The sequence below is a fragment of the Streptomyces sp. NPDC024687 genome (assembly GCF_055559055.1).
In genome coordinates this window covers 1-18,125 of the sequence record NZ_JBVHLJ010000022.1, presented here as the reverse complement: position 1 = coordinate 18,125, position 18,125 = coordinate 1, and the positions used below count along the sequence as shown (strand labels likewise).

At 70.7% G+C, this 18,125-nt stretch carries 18 protein-coding genes, 1 tRNA gene and 1 riboswitch; of the genes, 7 read left to right on the top strand and 12 right to left on the bottom strand.

Annotated features, from left to right (window positions below):
• The first annotated feature begins 531 nt into the window (after nt 1-531).
• The 4 genes from ACZ39I_RS41370 to ACZ39I_RS41355 all read left to right on the top strand — a co-directional run bounded on the left by ACZ39I_RS41370 (nt 532) and on the right by ACZ39I_RS41355 (nt 5,668).
• The gene (locus tag ACZ39I_RS41370; protein ID WP_467250856.1) at nt 532-1,956 is read left to right on the top strand and encodes an MFS transporter; all 1,425 of its coding nucleotides are present in this window, start codon (nt 532-534) and stop codon (nt 1,954-1,956) included.
• Nucleotides 1,957-2,029: 73 nt separating this feature from the next.
• The gene (lhgO, locus tag ACZ39I_RS41365; RefSeq protein WP_451477025.1) at nt 2,030-3,250 is read left to right on the top strand and encodes an L-2-hydroxyglutarate oxidase; all 1,221 of its coding nucleotides are present in this window, start codon (nt 2,030-2,032) and stop codon (nt 3,248-3,250) included.
• A gap of 87 nt (nt 3,251-3,337) precedes the next feature.
• Nucleotides 3,338-4,219 carry a tRNA (guanosine(46)-N7)-methyltransferase TrmB gene (gene trmB, locus ACZ39I_RS41360; protein WP_467250854.1) on the top strand — a complete coding sequence of 294 codons (882 nt, stop codon included), beginning with the start codon at nt 3,338-3,340 and terminating at the stop codon, nt 4,217-4,219.
• A gap of 51 nt (nt 4,220-4,270) precedes the next feature.
• Nucleotides 4,271-5,668 carry a PrsW family intramembrane metalloprotease gene (locus ACZ39I_RS41355; RefSeq protein WP_467250852.1) on the top strand — a complete coding sequence of 466 codons (1,398 nt, stop codon included), beginning with the start codon at nt 4,271-4,273 and terminating at the stop codon, nt 5,666-5,668.
• 15 nt (nt 5,669-5,683) lie between these two features.
• On the opposite strand, the gene ACZ39I_RS41350 is transcribed toward ACZ39I_RS41355, so the two are convergent.
• The 3 genes from ACZ39I_RS41350 to ACZ39I_RS41340 all read right to left on the bottom strand — a co-directional run bounded on the left by ACZ39I_RS41350 (nt 5,684) and on the right by ACZ39I_RS41340 (nt 8,320).
• Entirely contained in the window at nt 5,684-6,628 is a 945-nt protein-coding gene (locus tag ACZ39I_RS41350; protein WP_467250850.1) for an aldo/keto reductase, read from the bottom strand.
• A 124-nt stretch (nt 6,629-6,752) separates the two neighbouring features.
• Nucleotides 6,753-7,778, bottom strand: coding sequence for a M23 family metallopeptidase (locus tag ACZ39I_RS41345; protein WP_467250848.1), 1,026 nt, complete (start codon nt 7,776-7,778; stop codon nt 6,753-6,755).
• An 11-nt stretch (nt 7,779-7,789) separates the two neighbouring features.
• Nucleotides 7,790-7,947: riboswitch (cyclic di-AMP (ydaO/yuaA leader) on the bottom strand.
• Nucleotides 7,948-8,246: 299 nt separating this feature from the next.
• Nucleotides 8,247-8,320 (bottom strand) — tRNA-Met (locus tag ACZ39I_RS41340).
• Between the two features lie 207 nt (nt 8,321-8,527).
• On the opposite strand from ACZ39I_RS41340, the gene ACZ39I_RS41335 reads away from it, so the two are divergent.
• Complete coding sequence (locus ACZ39I_RS41335; RefSeq protein WP_467250846.1) at nt 8,528-9,679, top strand: sensor histidine kinase; 1,152 nt, start codon at nt 8,528-8,530, stop codon at nt 9,677-9,679.
• Nucleotides 9,667-10,317 (top strand): response regulator, encoded by a 651-nt coding sequence (locus ACZ39I_RS41330; protein WP_390007338.1) that lies wholly within the window; start codon nt 9,667-9,669, stop codon nt 10,315-10,317. Before ACZ39I_RS41335 ends, ACZ39I_RS41330 begins: the two co-directional genes overlap by 13 nt.
• Nucleotides 10,318-10,320: 3 nt before the next feature.
• Here the strand turns inward: ACZ39I_RS41330 and ACZ39I_RS41325 are convergent, their stop codons facing one another.
• Nucleotides 10,321-10,962: a GTP cyclohydrolase II gene (locus tag ACZ39I_RS41325; protein ID WP_467250843.1), complete on the bottom strand. Its 642-nt coding sequence runs from the start codon at nt 10,960-10,962 to the stop codon at nt 10,321-10,323.
• 141 nt (nt 10,963-11,103) lie between these two features.
• Nucleotides 11,104-11,613 (bottom strand): MarR family winged helix-turn-helix transcriptional regulator, encoded by a 510-nt coding sequence (locus tag ACZ39I_RS41320; RefSeq protein ID WP_467250841.1) that lies wholly within the window; start codon nt 11,611-11,613, stop codon nt 11,104-11,106.
• A gap of 69 nt (nt 11,614-11,682) precedes the next feature.
• On the opposite strand from ACZ39I_RS41320, the gene ACZ39I_RS41315 reads away from it, so the two are divergent.
• On the top strand, nt 11,683-12,810 hold the full coding sequence (locus ACZ39I_RS41315) for a dihydrofolate reductase family protein (RefSeq protein WP_467250839.1): 1,128 nt from the start codon (nt 11,683-11,685) through the stop codon (nt 12,808-12,810).
• A gap of 16 nt (nt 12,811-12,826) precedes the next feature.
• Here the strand turns inward: ACZ39I_RS41315 and ACZ39I_RS41310 are convergent, their stop codons facing one another.
• From ACZ39I_RS41310 to ACZ39I_RS41280, 7 genes are all read right to left on the bottom strand, one after another.
• Nucleotides 12,827-14,401 carry a hypothetical protein gene (locus ACZ39I_RS41310; protein WP_467250837.1) on the bottom strand — a complete coding sequence of 525 codons (1,575 nt, stop codon included), beginning with the start codon at nt 14,399-14,401 and terminating at the stop codon, nt 12,827-12,829.
• A gap of 164 nt (nt 14,402-14,565) precedes the next feature.
• Complete coding sequence (locus ACZ39I_RS41305) at nt 14,566-14,769, bottom strand: cold-shock protein (protein ID WP_057609368.1); 204 nt, start codon at nt 14,767-14,769, stop codon at nt 14,566-14,568.
• A 186-nt stretch (nt 14,770-14,955) separates the two neighbouring features.
• Complete coding sequence (locus ACZ39I_RS41300; protein WP_467250835.1) at nt 14,956-15,264, bottom strand: SCO5918 family protein; 309 nt, start codon at nt 15,262-15,264, stop codon at nt 14,956-14,958.
• A gap of 99 nt (nt 15,265-15,363) precedes the next feature.
• Nucleotides 15,364-16,842 carry a DEAD/DEAH box helicase gene (locus tag ACZ39I_RS41295; protein WP_467250833.1) on the bottom strand — a complete coding sequence of 493 codons (1,479 nt, stop codon included), beginning with the start codon at nt 16,840-16,842 and terminating at the stop codon, nt 15,364-15,366.
• A gap of 253 nt (nt 16,843-17,095) precedes the next feature.
• Nucleotides 17,096-17,299, bottom strand: coding sequence for a cold-shock protein (locus ACZ39I_RS41290; protein ID WP_023586116.1), 204 nt, complete (start codon nt 17,297-17,299; stop codon nt 17,096-17,098).
• Nucleotides 17,300-17,500: 201 nt separating this feature from the next.
• The gene (locus ACZ39I_RS41285; protein WP_467250830.1) at nt 17,501-17,749 is read right to left on the bottom strand and encodes a hypothetical protein; all 249 of its coding nucleotides are present in this window, start codon (nt 17,747-17,749) and stop codon (nt 17,501-17,503) included.
• 10 nt (nt 17,750-17,759) lie between these two features.
• A partial coding sequence (locus ACZ39I_RS41280; protein WP_467250828.1) for a DUF5994 family protein occupies nt 17,760-18,125 on the bottom strand: 366 nt, incomplete at its 5' end.

Here is an 18,125-nt window from a genome sequence, read left to right as displayed (position 1 = left end):
ACGGGGCAAGGGGAGTGCGACGCGAATGCGCCCCCGATACGCTCCCCAAAAACGCCTAACGCGCCCTCAACTGCCATGGTAGGAGGGCTGACAGCCCACGGGAACGGGGTCGATTTTCGGCCAAATCGGCGGCATCGAAGCAGGCTTGCGCACGCTCCGTACACGTCCGCGCGCCGCACGACAGGCGCGCAGCCCGGGAGACGCCACTTCGCCCCCCGGGCCGGTCCGCCGCCCGCGGGGATGTAGGCGGCGGTGTCCCCCAGCCCACTGGATCCAGTACAGCGGGCCGACCCACGCAGCATCCATGGAAGCGCTCCCCCGGTGGCCGGAGAAGAGCGCACGGACAGGCGCACGGCCACACAACGGGAGCACGACGCAACTGCGCGTATCGGACCCGTACTTCAGTACGGACCACAATCCCGCCATCCGGAACAATGCCCCTTAACGCTTGGGATGCGGCGAACTACGCTGGGTTTACGAATGCCGCGTGGTTATGCCAGCGCGGCAGCCGTCTGTGTCGAGGGGTGGCGCATGTCCAGGGAGCAACGCGGGCCGAACGAAAAACTCGGCGCCGTTCTCGCCCTCGCGGGAATCAGCAACGCAGGACTCGCGCGTCGCGTCAACGATCTTGGCGCTCAACGCGGGTTGACTCTTCGCTACGACAAGACGTCGGTGGCGCGCTGGGTGTCGAAGGGGATGGTGCCACAGGGCGCTGCGCCGCACCTCATCGCCGCCGCCATCGGCCAGAAACTCGGCCGTCCGGTGCCGCTCCACGAGATCGGCCTGGCGGACGCGGATCCCGCACCGGAGGTGGGCCTCGCCTTCCCGAGGGACGTCGGACAGGCCGTCAGGTCGGCCACGGAGCTCTACCGTCTCGACCTCGCCGGCCGCCGGTCCGGCGCGGGCGGCATCTGGCAGTCCCTCGCCGGTTCCTTCGCGGTGAGCGCATACGCAACGCCCGCCTCACGATGGCTGATAACCCCGGCCGACAGCTCGGTCGCGCGCGAGGTGAACCACTCCGAGAGCTCCGGCGCACCGCTCAAAGTCGGCCACAGCGATGTGCAGAAGCTGCGGGAGGCCGCCGAGGACGCCAGGCGCTGGGACTCCAAGTACGGGGGCGGCGACTGGCGTTCCTCCATGGTGCCCGAGTGCTTACGGGTGGAGGCGGCACCGCTGCTGCTCGGCGCGTACTCCGACGAGGTGGGCCGGGCCCTGTTCGGCGCCTCCGCCGAACTGACCCGGCTCGCGGGCTGGATGGCCTTCGACACGGGACAGCAGGAGGCGGCGCAGCGGTACTACATCCAGGCGCTGCGGCTGGCCCGCGCGGCCGCCGACGTCCCCCTCGGGGGTTATGTACTGGCGTCGATGTCGTTGCAGGCGACCTACCGGGGCTTCGGCGACGAGGGCGTCGATCTCGCGCAGGCCGCGCTGGAGCGCAACCGAGGGTTGGCCACAGCCCGCACCATGAGCTTCTTCCGGCTCGTCGAGGCACGGGCACACGCGCGTGCGGGTGACGCCGCCGCGGCCGGGGCGGCGCTCAAGGCGGCCGAGGGGTGGCTGGAGCGGTCCCGGGACGGAGACAACGACCCGTCGTGGCTGGGCTTCTACTCGTACGACCGCTTCGCCGCCGACGCGGCCGAGTGCTACCGCGACCTGAAGGCACCGCGTCAGGTCCGCCGCTTCACGGAGCAGGCGCTGTCGAAGCCGACGGAGGAGTTCGTACGCTCGCACGGGCTGCGGCTCGTCGTCTCCGCGGTCGCCGAGCTCGAGTCGGGCAATCTGGACGCGGCGTGCGAGCAGGGCGTGCGGGCGGTGGAGGTCGCGGGGCGCATCTCCTCGGCCCGTACCACCGAGTACGTGAAGGACCTTCTGCACCGGCTGGAGCCGTACGGGGACGAGCCCCGGGTGGTGGAGCTCAGGGAGCGGGCCCGGCCGCTGCTGATGGCGCCGGCTTGAGCCCCGGACGGCGGCATCGCCCCCCGCGTTTGAAGTGACTGTCAGTGGTGCAGTGCACTATCGGGGGTGGGAGGTGGTGCAGGTGCTGTCCGGGATCGCTTACGACTGTGACGTGCTCGTGATCGGTGGGGGCATTGTCGGGTTGTCCACGGCGTATGCGATCACGCGTGGCGCGCCCGGCACTCGGGTCGTCGTGCTGGAGAAGGAGGCGGGGCCCGCTCGGCATCAGACCGGGCGCAACAGCGGGGTGATCCACAGCGGGATCTACTACCGGCCGGGCTCGCTCAAGGCTCGGTACGCGGTGCGGGGCGCCGCCGAGATGGTCAAGTTCTGCGCGGAGTACGGCATCGCTCACGCCGTCACCGGCAAGCTGATCGTCGCGACCGAGCGCAGTGAGCTGCCCCGGTTGCACGGGCTGGTGCAGCGCGGCCGGGAGAACGGCATTCCGGTGCGGGAACTGGGCGGCGCCCAGATCGCGGAGTACGAACCCGAGGTGGTGGGGCTCGCCGCGATACACGTCGGGACGACCGGGGTGTGCGACTTCGTCGGGGTCGCGCGGCAGCTGGCCGAGTCGTCGGGCGCGGAGATCCGGTACGGCGCCGAGGTGCGGCGGATCGACCGGCGCCCGGAGCTCGGGGTCGCCGTGCAGACGGTTGCGGGGGACGTCGTACGGGCGCGGGTGCTGGTGAACTGCGCCGGGCTGCACTGTGACGAGATCGCGCGGCTGACCGGGGACGAGCCGGGGATGCGGATCGTGCCGTTCCGGGGGGAGTACTACTCGCTGGCGCGGCCCGAGCTGGTGCGGGGACTGGTGTATCCGGTGCCGGATCCGGCGTTTCCGTTCCTCGGGGTGCATCTCACGCGCGGGATCGACGGAGGGGTGCACATCGGTCCCAACGCGGTGCCGGCGCTGGCCCGGGAGGGGTACGACTGGGGGACCGTACGGCCCCGGGAGCTCGGCGCGACGCTGGCGTGGCCGGGGTCCTGGCAGATAGCCCGGCGGCACTGGCGGTACGGCACGGGGGAGCTGCGGCGGTCGGTGTCGCGGAGGGCGTTCACCACGGCGGTGCGGCGGCTGCTGCCCGCTGTCACGCCGGACGACCTGGTGCCTTCGGCGGCCGGGGTGCGGGCGCAGGCGGTCCTGCGGGACGGGACGCTGGTGGACGACTTCCTGATCCGGGAGGGAGCCCGCGCGGTACACGTCCTGAACGCACCCTCCCCGGCAGCGACGGCGTCCCTCCCGATCGGCCGCGAGGTGGCCCGACGGGCACTGGAGACACTGCGCTCGGCGTGACGCGGCCGGCGTGGCCCTCCGGACGTGACGGCCGGAACATCCCTGAGCCGCATTCCTCCCCGAGGTCACCGTAAAATCGACCCCACTGTGTCTGACTTCCTCAACGCCTCCGAAGCCCCCCGCTCCCGGCCCCCCGCCTCCGGCGAGTCCGTTCGGCATGTTCCCGGGGTGTCCGTGCGGCACAGTCGGGCCAAGGGGGAGCCGCGGTTTCCCGATGGGCCCAGTGCTGATCCCGCGGGGTCGCACTTCGAGCGGCGGATCCGGAGTTTCCAGCCGCGGCGGAGCCGGGTCACGGCGGGGCAGGCGGACGCGTTGCAGCGGCTGTGGCCCACGTGGGGGCTCGACATCGACGGGCAGCGCACGATCGACCTCGGTGAGATGTTCGGGAACGACAACCCCGTCGTGCTGGAGATCGGGTTCGGGATGGGCGAGGCCACCGCGCAGATGGCCGCCGCGGACCCCGACACCAACATCCTCGCTGTCGACGTGCACACACCGGGGCAGGGCAACCTGCTCAATCTCGCCGAGCAGCGGAAGCTGTCCAACATCCGGGTCGGCAACGGCGACGCCATCATCCTGCTGCGCGAGATGCTCGAGAAGGACTCGCTCGACGGACTGCGCGTGTACTTCCCCGACCCCTGGCCCAAGAAGCGGCACCACAAACGGCGGCTGATCCAGCCCGAGTTCCTGGACCTGGCCGCGACCCGCCTGCGGCCCGGCGCGCTGGTGCACTGCGCGACCGACTGGGAGCCGTACGCCGAACAGATGCTCGACGTACTCACCGCGCACCCGGCCTTCGAGAACACCCAGGCAGGCAGCGGTTTCGCGGCGCGTCCGGAGTTCCGGCCGCTGACCCGTTTCGAGGGACAGGGACTGGAGAAGGGACATGTCGTGAACGACCTGCTGTTCCGCCGCGTACAGCACGGCGACCGATCCGACCGACCCGACCAGTCCCCCACCGGCGCCTGAGCATCCCGCCCCGCCTGCGGGCGGCGCCTCTGTCTCGTTAAGGTCGATGCCGTGGCCACCTTTCCCCCGTATCCGACGTACTCCGGTGACCCCACCGGTGGCGGTGCACTGCGGCATGCGCACTGGTGGCAGCGGAAGTGGGTGCGCTACGGCGCGCTCAGCACCCTCCTCACTCTGTCCGGGCTCGTCATCCTCGCCCTGGTCCGTCAACAGACCGGTACCGAGGGGTTCCTGGTCGGCCTGGGGCTCGCCGTCCTGCCCGTACCGCTGCTCATAGCCGCGTTCCGCTGGCTCGACCGCGTCGCACCTGGGCCCTGGCGCAATCTGCTGTTCGCCTTCGCCTGGGGCGCCTGCGCGGCCGCGCTGATAGCGATCATCGCCAACAGCTTCGCGACGAAGTGGATAGCGACGGCGACCGCCGACCCGTCCGGCGCGGACACCCTCGGCGCGACCGTGATAGCGCCGATCGTCGAGGAGTCGGCCAAGGCCGCCGCCGTACTGCTCGTCTTCCTGTTCCGCAGACGGGACTTCACCGGGATCGTCGACGGCGTGGTGATAGCGGGGGTCACCGCCACCGGCTTCGCCTTCACCGAGAACATCCTCTACCTGGGCACCGCCTTCGGCACCGACCAGCTCACCGGCGACCGCGGCATCGCCTCGGTCACCGCCGCGACCTTCTTCGTGCGCGTCGTCATGTCGCCGTTCGCGCACCCCCTGTTCACCGTCCTGACCGGCATCGGCTTCGGCATCTCCGCGCTGTCGGCGGAACGCCAGCACATACGGCGGGTCCTCGTCCCGCTGTCCGGGCTGTTGCTCGCGATGGGCATGCACGCGACATGGAACGGCTCGTCGACGTTCGGGGAGTACGGCTTCTTCGCGGTGTACGCGATGTTCATGGTGCCGGCGTTCGCGCTGCTGACCTGGCTGGTCATCTGGACACGGCAGCGGGAGCTGAAGACCGTGCGCGAGGAACTGCCCGCGTACGCCGTCGCCGGGTGGCTGACGCCGACCGAGCCCCATGTGCTGAGCTCGATGCGGGCGCGGCGGGTGGCACGGGACTACGCCCGGCGGCAGTTCGGCGGGCGGGCCGCGGCACGGGCGGTCTCGCAGTACGAGGCGTACGCGACGTCCTTGGCGTTCCTGCGGCGCCGGGGGCGGCTCGGACGGGCGAACGCGGACTTCGTCGCACGGGAGCGGGAGTTGCTGCACGAGCTGTGGCGGCGGCGGGATGTCGCGCGGCCCGCGCTGGACCACGCGGCCCGGATCACGGCACCGCCGGTACCGGTGGCCGCGCCGCCCTGGCCGGTCTACGGGGTGTACGGATACGCCCCTCACCCGGCCCAGCCGACGCACCACGGCCACCCCGGCCACCCCGCCCAGCCGACGCCCCCGGTCCCCCCGGTCCACCCGACGGTGCCGTACCCCGCCTACAACCCGTACCGCACATAGACCGTGCGGCGGAGGTCAGGCCGACGCCTCCGTCAGGCGCGTCAGCTCCTCCTCCGTCAGGGTCAGGTCGGCCACGCCCAGCAGCGCCGGCAGCTGTTCCACCGTGCGGGCGGACGCGATCGGGGCCGCGACCGTCGGCTGGGCGGCGAGCCAGGCGAGGGCGACCGTGGCGACCGGGACGGTGTGGGACTCGGCGATGTCGTCGAGCGCCTCGAGGACCTTGCGGCCGCGTTCGGTGTCCAGGTGCTTGCCGGCGCCCGTGGCACGCGCACTGTCGACCGTCGTACCGGGGCGGTACTTGCCGGTGAGGAAGCCGGAGGCGAGGGCGTAGTACGGGACGGCGGCGAGGCCCTCCCGGGCCGCGAGAGCCTCCAGTTCACCCTCGTACGTGTCGCGCGAGACCAGGTTGTAGTGGGGCTGGAGGGCGACATAGCGCGCGAGGCCCTCGCGGTCGGAGAAGGCCAGTGACTCCGCGAGGCGCGCGGCGGAGATGTTGGAGGCGGCGATCGCCCGCACCTTGCCCGCCTTCACCAGTTCGTCCAGCGCGCCGATGATCTCCTCGACCGGCACTTCGGTCTTGTCGAAGTGGGTGTAGTACAGGTCGATGTGGTCGGTGCCCAGGCGCGTCAGGGAGGCGTCGGCGGCGGCCTTGATGTTCGCCGCCGACAGGCCCTGGTACTGCGGGTGCTGGCTGACCTTCGTGGCGATGACGACGTCGTCACGGTTGCCGCGGGCCGCCAGCCACTTGCCGATGACGGTCTCGGACTCGCCGCCGGAGTTTCCCTCGACCCACGCCGAGTACGCGTCGGCCGTGTCGACGAAGTTGCCGCCGGCCGCGGTGTACGCGTCGAGAACGTCGAAGGAGGTGGCCTCGTCTGCGGTCCAGCCGAAGACGTTGCCGCCGAGGGTGAGCGGGAAGACCTCGAGGTCGGAGGAGCCGAGCTTGCGAAGAGAAGTCATGCCAACGTCAACACCCGTGCCGGACGCCGCTCTTCCGCCACGGCCGCAAAGTCCTCGTAAACAAGCGGAATCACCTGCTCCGGCGCCCCGGCGGGAAACCCTCAGGGGCGCTTCAGGAGGCGCGTCAGGGAGTGAGCCCCTTGCCGCGCAGCCACGCCATCGGGTCGATCCCGTCGGCCGAGCCGTTCGGGTGGACCTCCAGGTGCAGGTGCGCGCCGGTCACGTTGCCCGTGGCGCCCACGCGGCCGATGACCTCACCGGTGCCGACCTTCTGGCCGACGCTGACGCTGATCGAGGACTGGTGGCAGAACCACAGCTCGGTGCCGTCGTCGAGGGTGAGGATCGTGCGGTAGCCGTAGGAACCGGCCCAGCCGGCCTCGGTGATGGTGCCGCTGTGGATCGCCTTGATGAGCGTGCCCGTGGGGGCGGCGAAGTCGAGGCCCGTGTGGTAGCCGGAGGACCACAGCGAACCGGCCTGACCGAAGGTCGAGGTGATGGTGTACGACGAGGTCGGCAGCGTGTACTGCTTGGCGAGCTCGGCCAGGCGCTCGGCCTCGGCCTTCTTCGCGGCCGCCTCCTCCGCCTTCTTCTTCGCGGCGGCGGCCTTCTCCTGGGCTTCCTTCTCCGCCTTGGCGGCGGCCGCGTCGGCCTCCTTCTCGGCGGCGTCCGCGATGGCCTGGGCGGCCTTGGTGTCGAGCTGGTCCTGCTGCAGCTCGGCCTGGGCCAGGATGCGCGAGCGCAGCGCCTCACCGGCGTCCGAGGTGCCCTTGGCGGTGTCGGCGGTGGTGGCGCCGACGCTGCTGAAGGCGCTCGTGTCGTCCGCGGCGGAGGCCGAGTCGTCCGAGATGAGCGAGCCCACGTTGGGCAGGTCGGGCATGGAGATGGAGACCGGCGGCTTGCCGGTGTTGGCGCTGGCCATCCCGCCGGCGCTGACGGCGGCTATGACACCGACGCCCAGAACGGTGGAGCTACGGGCGAACCCTCCGCCACGCTGCTTGGCGACGCGATGCCGGCCTCGTACGGGAGCGAGGGAGTCCGCGGTGGGGTTCCACTCGCCGAGCGGGGCCTCGTCGTCGGCGCGGTAACCGCCGTATACGAGGGTGTCGCTCGGGACGTACGGCGCCTCGGGGGCAGGCGGGTTGGACGCCACGTGGGCGCGCTCCTTTCCTTCCTTCTCGCCTACCGGGTTAGCTGACGGGTTCGGAGCAGGAAGGTCTCCTACGCGCGTATACCGACCGTGCTGCCACGGTGGCGTACGAGCGATTCACCCCAAGTTGGTGGTTCCCCGGTTCCCTTGCGGAATTCGGCGCGTGAGCACGGAGCCGTCTCTTGTGACGGCTGGGACGACCGCGCTGCGTTATCGAACGTTAATAGACGTGGGGGCCCGATTCCAAGCTGTTCCGCTTGATCATTAACGAAATCACGCTGGACTTACGGCCCATGAACGCCTAAAAACGGGCGAGTTGGCCTTCACTCAAGCCACACAAAGACATTGACGGTATGTCAGCTGTAACGCGGAGGGCGGTCGCGCGCTCACCCCGCGTCACATCACGTCATGAAGGGGAAAAACACTCAGGGCCGGAATCCAGTGAACTGGATTCCGGCCCTGAGCCGTGAGTAGCGGGGACAGGATTTGAACCTGCGACCTCTGGGTTATGAGCCCAGCGAGCTACCGAGCTGCTCCACCCCGCGTCGTTGTGTAACCAGCATACGTCATCCGGAGAGTGGTCCGCGCCAGGGTTGTTCGGGACCGCCTCACTGGAGGGGCGTGACGGCAGTTCCACGACGGGACCACGGCGGCGGCGAGGACGGCGACGGCGGGGAGTGATCCTCGTCCGGGCCCCGATGGTGTAGCGGGCTACACCGTGCGACCGGGGCCGTTCGTCTAGCGTGAGCGGCATGTGGAAGTCGGTGCAGCGTGCGGCGATGGCGAGCGTGCATCTCGTCGTGGCCGCGGCGATGTGCTTCGGCATGTACCTTTTCATCACCGTGCTGCTGATCGCCGCCGTCGGTACGGTCGCCGTGGTCGGCTGCTGGCTGCTGCCCGAGGCCGTGCTGCTGATACGGCGGATCGCCGGCGCCAAGCGGAACCTGACCGCCCTGTGGACGGGCCGGGAGATCCCCGAGGCGTACACACCGATGACCGGCACCCTGCGCGAACGGCTGCACATCTCGGTGCGGGACCCCGGCACGCTCAGGGACCTCCGCTGGATGCTCGCCTACTACCTCTACGGCGCCCTCCTCGCCCTCGCCCTCCCGCTGTGGCCCCTCGGCCTGGTCGTCGACGGCGTGTGGGCCGGGGCGCTGCGCCGCGACCCCGTCGTCCTGCCGCTGATCGTGCGGCTCGCGGACACCGAGGCCCGCTGGTCGACCGTGCTGCTCATGCCCTCCCCCGAGGCCAGGCTGGCCCGGCGGGTCGAGGAGCTGCGGGAGACCCGGGCCGACGCGATCGCCGCGCACGAGGCCGAGCTGCGTCGCATCGAGCGGGACCTGCACGACGGCGCCCAGGCCAACCTGGTGGCGCTGTCGATGCGGATCGGACTCGCCAAGCGGGCCTACGAGCGGGACCCCGACGCCGCCCGCAAACTGCTGGACGACGCCCAGGACCAGGCCGAACAGGCGCTGACGGAGCTGCGGCAGGTGGTGCGCGGCATCCACCCGCCGATCCTCACCGACCGGGGTCTCGTCGGCGCGGTACGGGCGCTCGCCGCGAGCAGCGGGCTCGCCGTGGGAGTGGACGACGGCGGCCTGGACGAGGGCACCCGGGCGCCCGCGGCGGTGGAGGCCGCGGCCTACTTCGTGGTGGCCGAGTCGCTCACCAACGTCGCCAAGTACAGCGGCGCCGGCCGGGCCGAGGTCCGGCTGGCCAGGACCCGGCGCGGTCTGACCGTGCGGGTGCGGGACGAGGGCCGGGGCGGCGCCGACGAGTCCGCGGGCTCGGGGCTGCTCGGTATGCGGCGCCGGGTCGCCGCGCTCGACGGGACCTTCGAAGTGACCAGCCCCGTCGGGGGCCCGACCGTGATCGATGTGGAGCTGCCGTGCGTGTGGTGATCGCCGAGGACAACGCCCTCCTGCGAGAGGGGCTCGTCCTTCTTCTGACCTCCTCCGGGCACGAGGTCGTGGCCGTGGTCGGCACCGGCCCCGAGATCCTGCCCGCCCTGCTCGAACACCGCCCTGACGTGGCCGTCCTCGACGTGCGGATGCCGCCCGGGTTCCGCGACGAGGGCCTGCGGGCCGCCCTGGAGGCGAGGGAGCGGATCCCGGGACTGCCGGTGCTGGTGCTCTCGCAGTACGTCGAGGAGTCGTACGCCGCCGAGCTGCTGGCCGGTGGCACCAGCGGGGTCGGCTACCTGCTCAAGGACCGGGTCGGCCGGGTCGACGAGTTCCTCGACGCGCTGGAGCGGGTGGTGGCCGGCGGTACGGCGCTCGACCCCGAGGTCGTCACCGAGCTCCTGACCCGGCGCCGCGACACCCCGCTCGACTCCCTCACCCCGCGTGAGCGCGAGGTGCTGAAGCTGATGGCCGAGGGGCACGACAACACGACCATCGCCAAGACCCTCGTCGTCACCGAACGCGCGGTCAGCAAGCACATCGGCAACGTCTTCCTCAAGCTGGGCCTGCCGCCGAGCGACAGCGGCCACCGGCGGGTCCTTGCCGTGCTGGCCTATCTGGCGCACACGCCCAGGTGACGGTCAGCCGACGCCGAGTTCGGTCAACTCCCCCAGCGGCAGCGTGTGCTGGGTCTGCAGGACCTTCGCGCGCAGGTAGCGGACGTTGTGGGCGGTGGTGAAGACACCGGTGGGGACCCGGTCGCGGACGTCGATGCCGAGGTGGCGCAACTGGCCCGCCTTGTCGGGGTTGTTGGAGAGCAGGTCGAGCTCGGCGATCCCCAGGGCCTGGAGCATCTGCGCGGCCGCCGTGTAGTCGCGGGCGTCCTCGGGCAGGCCCAGCGCGGTGTTCGCGGCGTAGGTGTCGAGGCCCTGGTCCTGGAGGGCGTACGCGTCGAGCTTGTTGTAGAGGCCGATGCCGCGGCCCTCCTGGCGGAGGTAGAGCAGGACGCCGCCGCGCTCGGCTATGCGCTCGACCGCCTCGCGCAGTTGCGGGCCGCAGTCGCAGCGGGCGGAGCCGAAGACGTCGCCGGTGAGGCACTCGGAGTGCAGCCGCACCAGCGGGGTGGTGCCGGGGGCGGGGTCGCCGAGGACGACGGCGAGGTGCTCCCGCCCGTCGGCCAGGCCGTGGAAGGTGACGAGTTCGGCGTCCACGCCGTATCCGTCCCCGAAGCGCAGCGGGACGCGGACGCGGGAGCGCTGGGTGGCGGCGGGCAGGTCGGTCATGCGGGTACTCCGCTCCGTAGGCACACCTGCTTCAGATTTGAAGCAGTTCTACTGATCGAGACCCTACCCCATGCTTTAAATTTGAAGCAACGGCTTTATGGCGCACGTCACGGTCAGCGCTTCGCCATGATCAGGGCTTCGTCACGAACAGGACGGCGACGACCGACGGCGCCAAGGAACCTCCCCGACGGCGCCCTCCTCACCCTGGAGCCCCTCCGTGACGCTCGTGAAGATCTCCTCGAGCTGCCCCACCTGCTCCGGGGTGAGCCGGTCGAAGAGCGCGGTGCGGACCGTGTCCACATGTCCCGGCGCCGCCCGCTCCAGCACCGCCATCCCCTCGTCGGTGAGGACCGCGACACTGCCCCGCTTGTCCCACTGGCAGCTCTCGCGCCGCACCAGCCCGTCCTTCTCCAGCCGGGCGACGGCGTACGTCAGCCGCGGCCGGGTGATCTTCAGAAACTCGGCGAGCTCGGTCATCCGCAACCGCCGCTCCGGGATCTCGGAGAGGTTGGCCAGGATGGAGTAGTACAGGTGGGGCATGCCGGCCTCCTGCTGGAGCTGCCGGTCGATGGTGTCCTCCAGGAGGAGCGAGGCTGCGATGTACGCACGCCAGGCTCGCTGCTCGTCGGGGCTGAGCCAGCGGGTCGTCATGCCCCCAGTGTAGGTTTGCTTCAAACTTGAACCAAGCCCCGCCATCCGTTTTCGAGAGGGACCGCGCCGATGCCCCACCCCTACGTCCTCCTCTCCGCCGCGGTCTCCCTCGACGGCTACCTCGACGACACCGGCCCCGACCGGCTCCTTCTCTCCAGCCCGGCCGACTTCGACCGTGTCGACGAGGTCCGCGCCTCCGTGGACGCGATCCTCATCGGCGCGGGCACGATCCGCGCCGACAACCCCCGCCTGCTGGTGAACTCCGAGACGCGCCGCGCGGCCCGGGTCGCCGCCGGGAAGCCGCCGTACCCCCTGAAGGTCACGGTCAGCGGCTCGGGAGAACTGGACCCGGCCGCCAACTTCTGGCACACGGGCGGCGAGAAGCTCGTCTACACGACGGACAAGGGCGCGGAGCGGGCCCGCGCCCTCGGTCTGGCGGCCGACGTGGTCTCCCTCGGCCCCGAACTGGACTGGCGCCGTCTGCTGGAGCACCTGCACGAGGAGCGCGGAGTCGAGCGGCTGATGGTGGAGGGCGGCGGCCGGATCCACACCCAGCTCCTCCAGCAGGGCCTGGCGGACGAGGTGCAGCTGGTCCTCGCCCCCCTCTTCGTCGGCACCCCGGACGCCCCCCGCCTCTTCGGCCCGGGCGGCTACCAGTCCGGCCGGCTGCGCCTGCTGGAGACCCGCCGTATCGAGGACGTGGTCCTGATGCGCTACGAGCCCACCGCCCCCGGCGCCGGCCCGCTCCCCACCGCCGCGGACCACCACTGGCTCGCGCTGGCCTGCGAGTCGGCGGCGCAGTGCCCACCTTCGGAGACCGCGTTCAGCGTGGGCGCGGTCGTGGTGGCGGCCGACGGGACGGAACTCGCCCGCGGCCACTCCAGGGAGGCCGGCGACCCGGTCGTGCACGCGGAGGAAGCGGCGCTGGCGAAGATCGCCCCGGACGACCCCCGCCTGGCCACGGCCACCGTCTACACCAGCCTGGAACCCTGCACCCACCGGGCCTCCCGTCCGACCCCCTGCGCCCGGCTGATCCTCGACGCGGGGGTGCGCCGGGTGGTGACGGCGTGGCGGGAGCCCGACACCTTCGTGGCGGGAGCGGACGGGACGGGACTGCTCACGGCGCAGGGCGTGGACGTGGTGGTGCTGGGCGAGTACGAGGACCGCGCGAAGGCCCCGAACCGCCACCTGCTGTGACCCCGCCCCGCCGGCCTCAGCCGATGGCGTACGCCCGGTAGACCGTCTCCACCGAGCGGTCCCCGGCCGCGTCGGTCACCTCGGAACGCAGGGCGACCGCGCCGGAGGCCGGGTTGTGAACGGACGCCTGCCAGGTCGACCCGGAGTGCCTGACGGTCGCCGCCTTCCAGGTCTTGCCGCCGTCGGCGGACGACCAGACGCGGACGGACTTGGCGGTCACCGTGGTGAACTGCAGATCGGGGTCCTGCGAGCCGCGCCCGGCACTCACGTCGACCGTGGTCGTGCTGTTCGCGGCGGCCTGGTTGTGGCTGTTGAGCCCGGTCGGCAGAAAACGGGTCATGAAGACGGGCGCGACCATCGGCCTGGCCGGGTCGGCCTTGAAGTGCCAGTCGAGGGTGACGCGCGACGACAGCATGCCGGCGGGGAAGGTGATGCCCGGGCGGTAGCGGTGGGCGTCGACGGTCAGGTCGTACCAGCCGGCCGAGCGGATGCCGGCGGAGAACTCGGCGTCGCTGGTACCCCAGTTGGTCAGGGTCTGCTTCTTGACGGTGGTGCTTCCCTTGGACAGGACCACCGTCTCCTTCGTCGGGTCGGCCCCGTTGACCCCGACATCGGGGTCGCCGATCAGGGCGTCCGGTATGAAGCGGACGGACTTGCGCGCGACCGTCGGCAGATAGTGCATCGGACTCCACGCGGCCCGGCCGAAGGACTGGGTGAAGCTCTGTCCCGCCTTCAGGGTCCTGACCTTCGGGAAGCCGCCGCCGATGTCGTCGCCGTTGCTCGCGAAGAGGTCGTCGCGCGGCTGCCAGGTCCCCGGCGTCACATGGACGGTGGCGCTGTACGGTGCGCTGTCTTCGCGGACCTCGGTCATCATGTCGGTCGTGCAGTTGTCGGTGCTGGGCCTCGCCTGAAGCGCGGTGTCGTTGTCCTGGGCCAGCTGCGTGCCGCTGCGCACCGAGAAGCGCATCGTGGCCAACCCCGACCGCTTGAACGACCCGCCGGGCGCGGCCGGGATGCCCGTGGTGTTCTTCACGGCGACGTAGCTGTCGTGGCCCGACCACTGCGCCAGGTACCCGAACTGCAGCAGCCTGGAGGAGTTCGGGATGGCGTAGAGGGAGCCCTGGTAGTTCCAGCCGCCCGTGCTGAAGGCGGAGGGCATGTTGCTGACGGTGGCCGCGCACACCTGTGCGCTGATCCGCGGCGCGTCGGTCACGTCGGCCGGCGTGTCGAGCGACACCTTGACGGCCTTGCCCTTGCGCGCGTCGAGCGTGACCGAGGTGCTTCCCGACACCTGCACGACCTGCGCGCCGAGGGTGTCGGTGCCCAGCCCCTCCGTGCCGTGCTCCCAGATGTCGGTCATCGCGAGATAGCGGCCCGAGGGCAGGCTGATCCGCTTGTCCGAGGCGACGCTGTACGTCTGCCCGGACGGCACCGCGACGACGGTGACCGTCGTCGCGACCTTGGCGCCGTGCCGCCCCAGCGTGGTGACGGCCAGTGAGCCCGACGCCGCCTGCGCCGGGACGGCGGAAGCGAGCAGCGGCACCAGCGCGGCCACCCCGACGAAAGCGAGCGATCTGCGTCGCACGGTCATGAAGTCCCCCTCCGAACCCCGAAGTCGGCCAAGCCTAGGCACGCAACGGGCCTGGGAGATCAAAGCGAGGAGATACGTCTGACCAAGCTGCGGCCAAGAAACGTCCCGCAAAACGCCGGGGCCGCGCGGCGTGCGCCGCGCGGCCCCGAACGTCACGAGAAAGGTCAGGCGGGGGTGATGTTCTCCGCCTGCGGGCCCTTCTGACCCTGGACGACGTCGAACGTCACGGTCTGGCCCTCCTGGAGCTCACGGAAGCCCGAGGAGTTGATCGCGGAGTAGTGCGCGAAGACGTCCGGACCGCCACCGTCCTGCGCGATGAAGCCGAAGCCCTTCTCCGCGTTGAACCACTTCACAGTTCCCGAAGCCATAGTCATGCCTTCCAGTCGATGAACGCCCTCCCCCGGTGGGGAGGACGGAGGTTGATCGCCCTGGTCCCTGCGGCACAGCACAGCAAAGCGCCCACACCCGAGGCGTGGGCAATGGGGAACTCCGAACCACGACAGCCGGCACAGACGCTACCCGTCCGCACCCGCTGCCACCACAGAAAACGTCGGTCAGACGGGAATGGGGCTGCCGAGCAGTGCGGAAGCCCGCTCCAACGGGCTTCCGCTGCGCACCGGCGCGGGCGCGGGAAGGGCGCGGCAGGTGAAGCCGAGCTGGGCCATGGCCCGAAGGACCTCGCCGGCACTGAAGTCGCGGCGGTCCTGACGGGTGATGACCTGGCCGACCTGCTTGAGGGGATAGTGGCGCCGTCCGATGATCACGGACTCGCCGGTGACCGGTTCGGGTTTGACACCCTTCATCGATTCCAGCACGCCGCTCTTGGTCAGGTCGAACGGGAAGCGGGCGATGACACAGCGCATGATGCCTCACAGGGAGAAGGGGAGAAGCGGTTCAGCGGAAGAGCGCGATGAGCACGCTGCCGCCGGTGACGTCACACACGGGGCGGGTCGTGCCAGGTGCTAGGCCGCCGCTACGACGGCGGGCTGCCGTACGGACACCCGGCGGGCCGCCGAGGCGGGGCGGCGTCGGCCGCGTGAGGTGGCGCCGCGCTTCTTGGGGCGTTCGACCACCGGTGCGGTGATGACGACCGGGATGCCGGACGGTGTCTGGGCGCCGGTGATGCGGTGCAGGGCCCCGTCGCCGATGCGGACCTGGGTGGTCAGCGGGACGATGCCGGCCGCTGCCATGAGGCGGGTCATGTCGCGGCGCTGGTTCGGTGTGACCAGGGTGACGACGCTGCCGGACTCGCCGGCGCGGGCCGTACGACCGCCGCGGTGCAGGTAGTCCTTGTGGTCGCTCGGCGGATCCACGTTGACGACCAGGTCGAGGTTGTCGACGTGGATGCCACGCGCCGCGACGTTGGTCGCCACCAGCACGTTGACGTGGCCGGACTTGAACTGCGTCAGCGTGCGGGTGCGCTGCGGCTGGGACTTGCCGCCGTGCAGGGCCGCGGCCCGTACCCCGCTGTTCAGGAGGTGCTCGGTGAGGCGGTCGACGGCGTGCTTGGTGTCGAGGAACATGAGCACGCGGCCGTCGCGGGCGGCGATCTCGGTGGTGGCCGTGTGCTTGTCGCCGCCGTGGACGTGCAGCACGTGGTGCTCCATCGTGGTGACCGCGCCGGCCGAGGGGTCGACGGAGTGCACGACGGGGTCGCTGAGGTAACGGCGCACGAGCAGGTCGACGTTGCGGTCCAGGGTGGCGGAGAACAGCATCCGCTGCCCGCCCGGACGCACCTGGTCGAGCAGGGCGGTGACCTGCGGCATGAAGCCCATGTCGGCCATCTGGTCGGCCTCGTCGAGGACCGTGATGGCCACCTCGCTCAGCCGGCAGTCGCCGCGGTCGATGAGGTCCTTGAGCCGCCCGGGCGTCGCGACGACGATCTCGGCGCCGCCGCGCAGCGCGCTCGCCTGCCGGCCGATCGACATACCGCCCACGACCGTGGCGAGCCGCAGCTTCATGGAGCGGGCGTACGGGGTGAGGGCGTCGGTGACCTGCTGCGCCAGCTCGCGTGTCGGTACGAGGACCAGGCCCAGCGGCTGCCTGGCCTCGGCCCGCCGACCGGCCGTACGGGCCAGCAGCGCCAGCCCGAAGGCGAGGGTCTTGCCGGAGCCGGTGCGGCCACGGCCGAGGACATCGCGGCCGGCGAGGGAGTTCGGCAGGGTCGCGGCCTGGATCGGGAACGGTACGGTCACGCCCTCCGAGCCGAGCGCGGTCAGCAGTTCCCCGGGCATGTCGAGCTCGGCGAAGCCCTCCACGGCGGGAAGCGCGGGGGTGACGGACTTGGGGAGGGCGAACTCCCCCTGGATCGCGGCGGGTCGGCGACCCTGGCCACCGGACCGGCGCGGGGCCGGCGAACCGTACCGGCTGCCGCCCCTTCCGGAGTCGGCACTGCCGTTACGGGTGCGGGTGAAGCGGTCGTTCGTGCGTGTGCGGTTCATGCGGGACCTTCCTCGATGCGGCACATATCAAGGAATTCCCGCAGCGATGAGCAGCACGGTGAATTGCAAGAAGGGCCGGTGGAACGGGCAGCGAATCTGGCCGACGAAAAATTCGTACAGGCACAGGAGCTGAAACGAGTGGTGCGATGCGGCGCGGAGGCGATATTCATCGCTGCGGGAAACGCCGGAAATGCGTGCAGCTGGGGCCCGCACCCCGAAGGATGCGGGCCCCAGCTGCAAGTGCGCGTGAGCGTCAGGCGGGAACGATGTTCTCGGCCGTCGGGCCCTTCTGGCCCTGTGCGATGTCGAAGGTCACCTTCTGGCCCTCGAGTAGCTCGCGGAAGCCCTGGGCGGCGATGTTCGAGTAGTGGGCGAACACGTCAGCGCCGCCACCGTCCTGCTCGATGAAGCCGAAGCCCTTTTCCGCGTTGAACCATTTAACGGTACCGGCAGCCATGCATATCTCCTTCAACCACACCTTCAACTGAGATCGACAGTAGCACGCCGAAGCGACCCGTGTGCGCTAAGAAGTCCCGCTTTGCATTTTGGTTCGCTTTTTACGCCAGAGAACCTGTCCGCGTGTCCAGCTGAAATCTCACCTCACGGGCACAGCTATTGAATAATTCGGAGCGCAGACGTTCAGCGGCCCGACGTGATTTCACCGGTCACGGTGGGTACGGCCGCGGCCCCCGTCGCGGTGGTCCCGTCGTCCGCCGGCGGTCGGCCACTCAGACCGGTCCGGTCCCACCGGGGGCTGTGGCGTGGCGCGTCCGCTGCGGCGGGGCAGAGGGGTGCTGTACCGGTGCGCGGCGATTCTGTCGGCGTGCTCGATGTTGAGCCGGTGGATCACGTATGCCGCAGCCGCGATGAGGACGATGAAGGCGGTGACCGTCAGGAAGGCGTTCATGGCGGCCGCCTCACTTGCCGACGATCAGGCGGCTGGGCGGACCGGGCTGTTCCGGGACGGCCATCGCGGCGATGCCGTGCCGGGCCTCGTCCGCGGCGATGAGGGCGCTCGCGGTCAGGGGCGGGCCGTCGTGGTCGGACGCGGCGGCCATCAGCCGGGCCGCCGACTCCGCCCCGGTCTCGGGCGGGATGATCAGCAGATCCCAGCGGCCGGTGCCGTAGGAGAGCAGGAGCAGCTTGTGCGGGTCGATCTCCGGCGTGAACCAACCGACCTTGACGACATGGCCGTTCGCGGAGATCTTGCGCGGGATGACGGGCCAGTGCTCGGGGTTGACGGCGATGCGCGTGATGCGGCCCCACAAGGGATCCAACGCGTC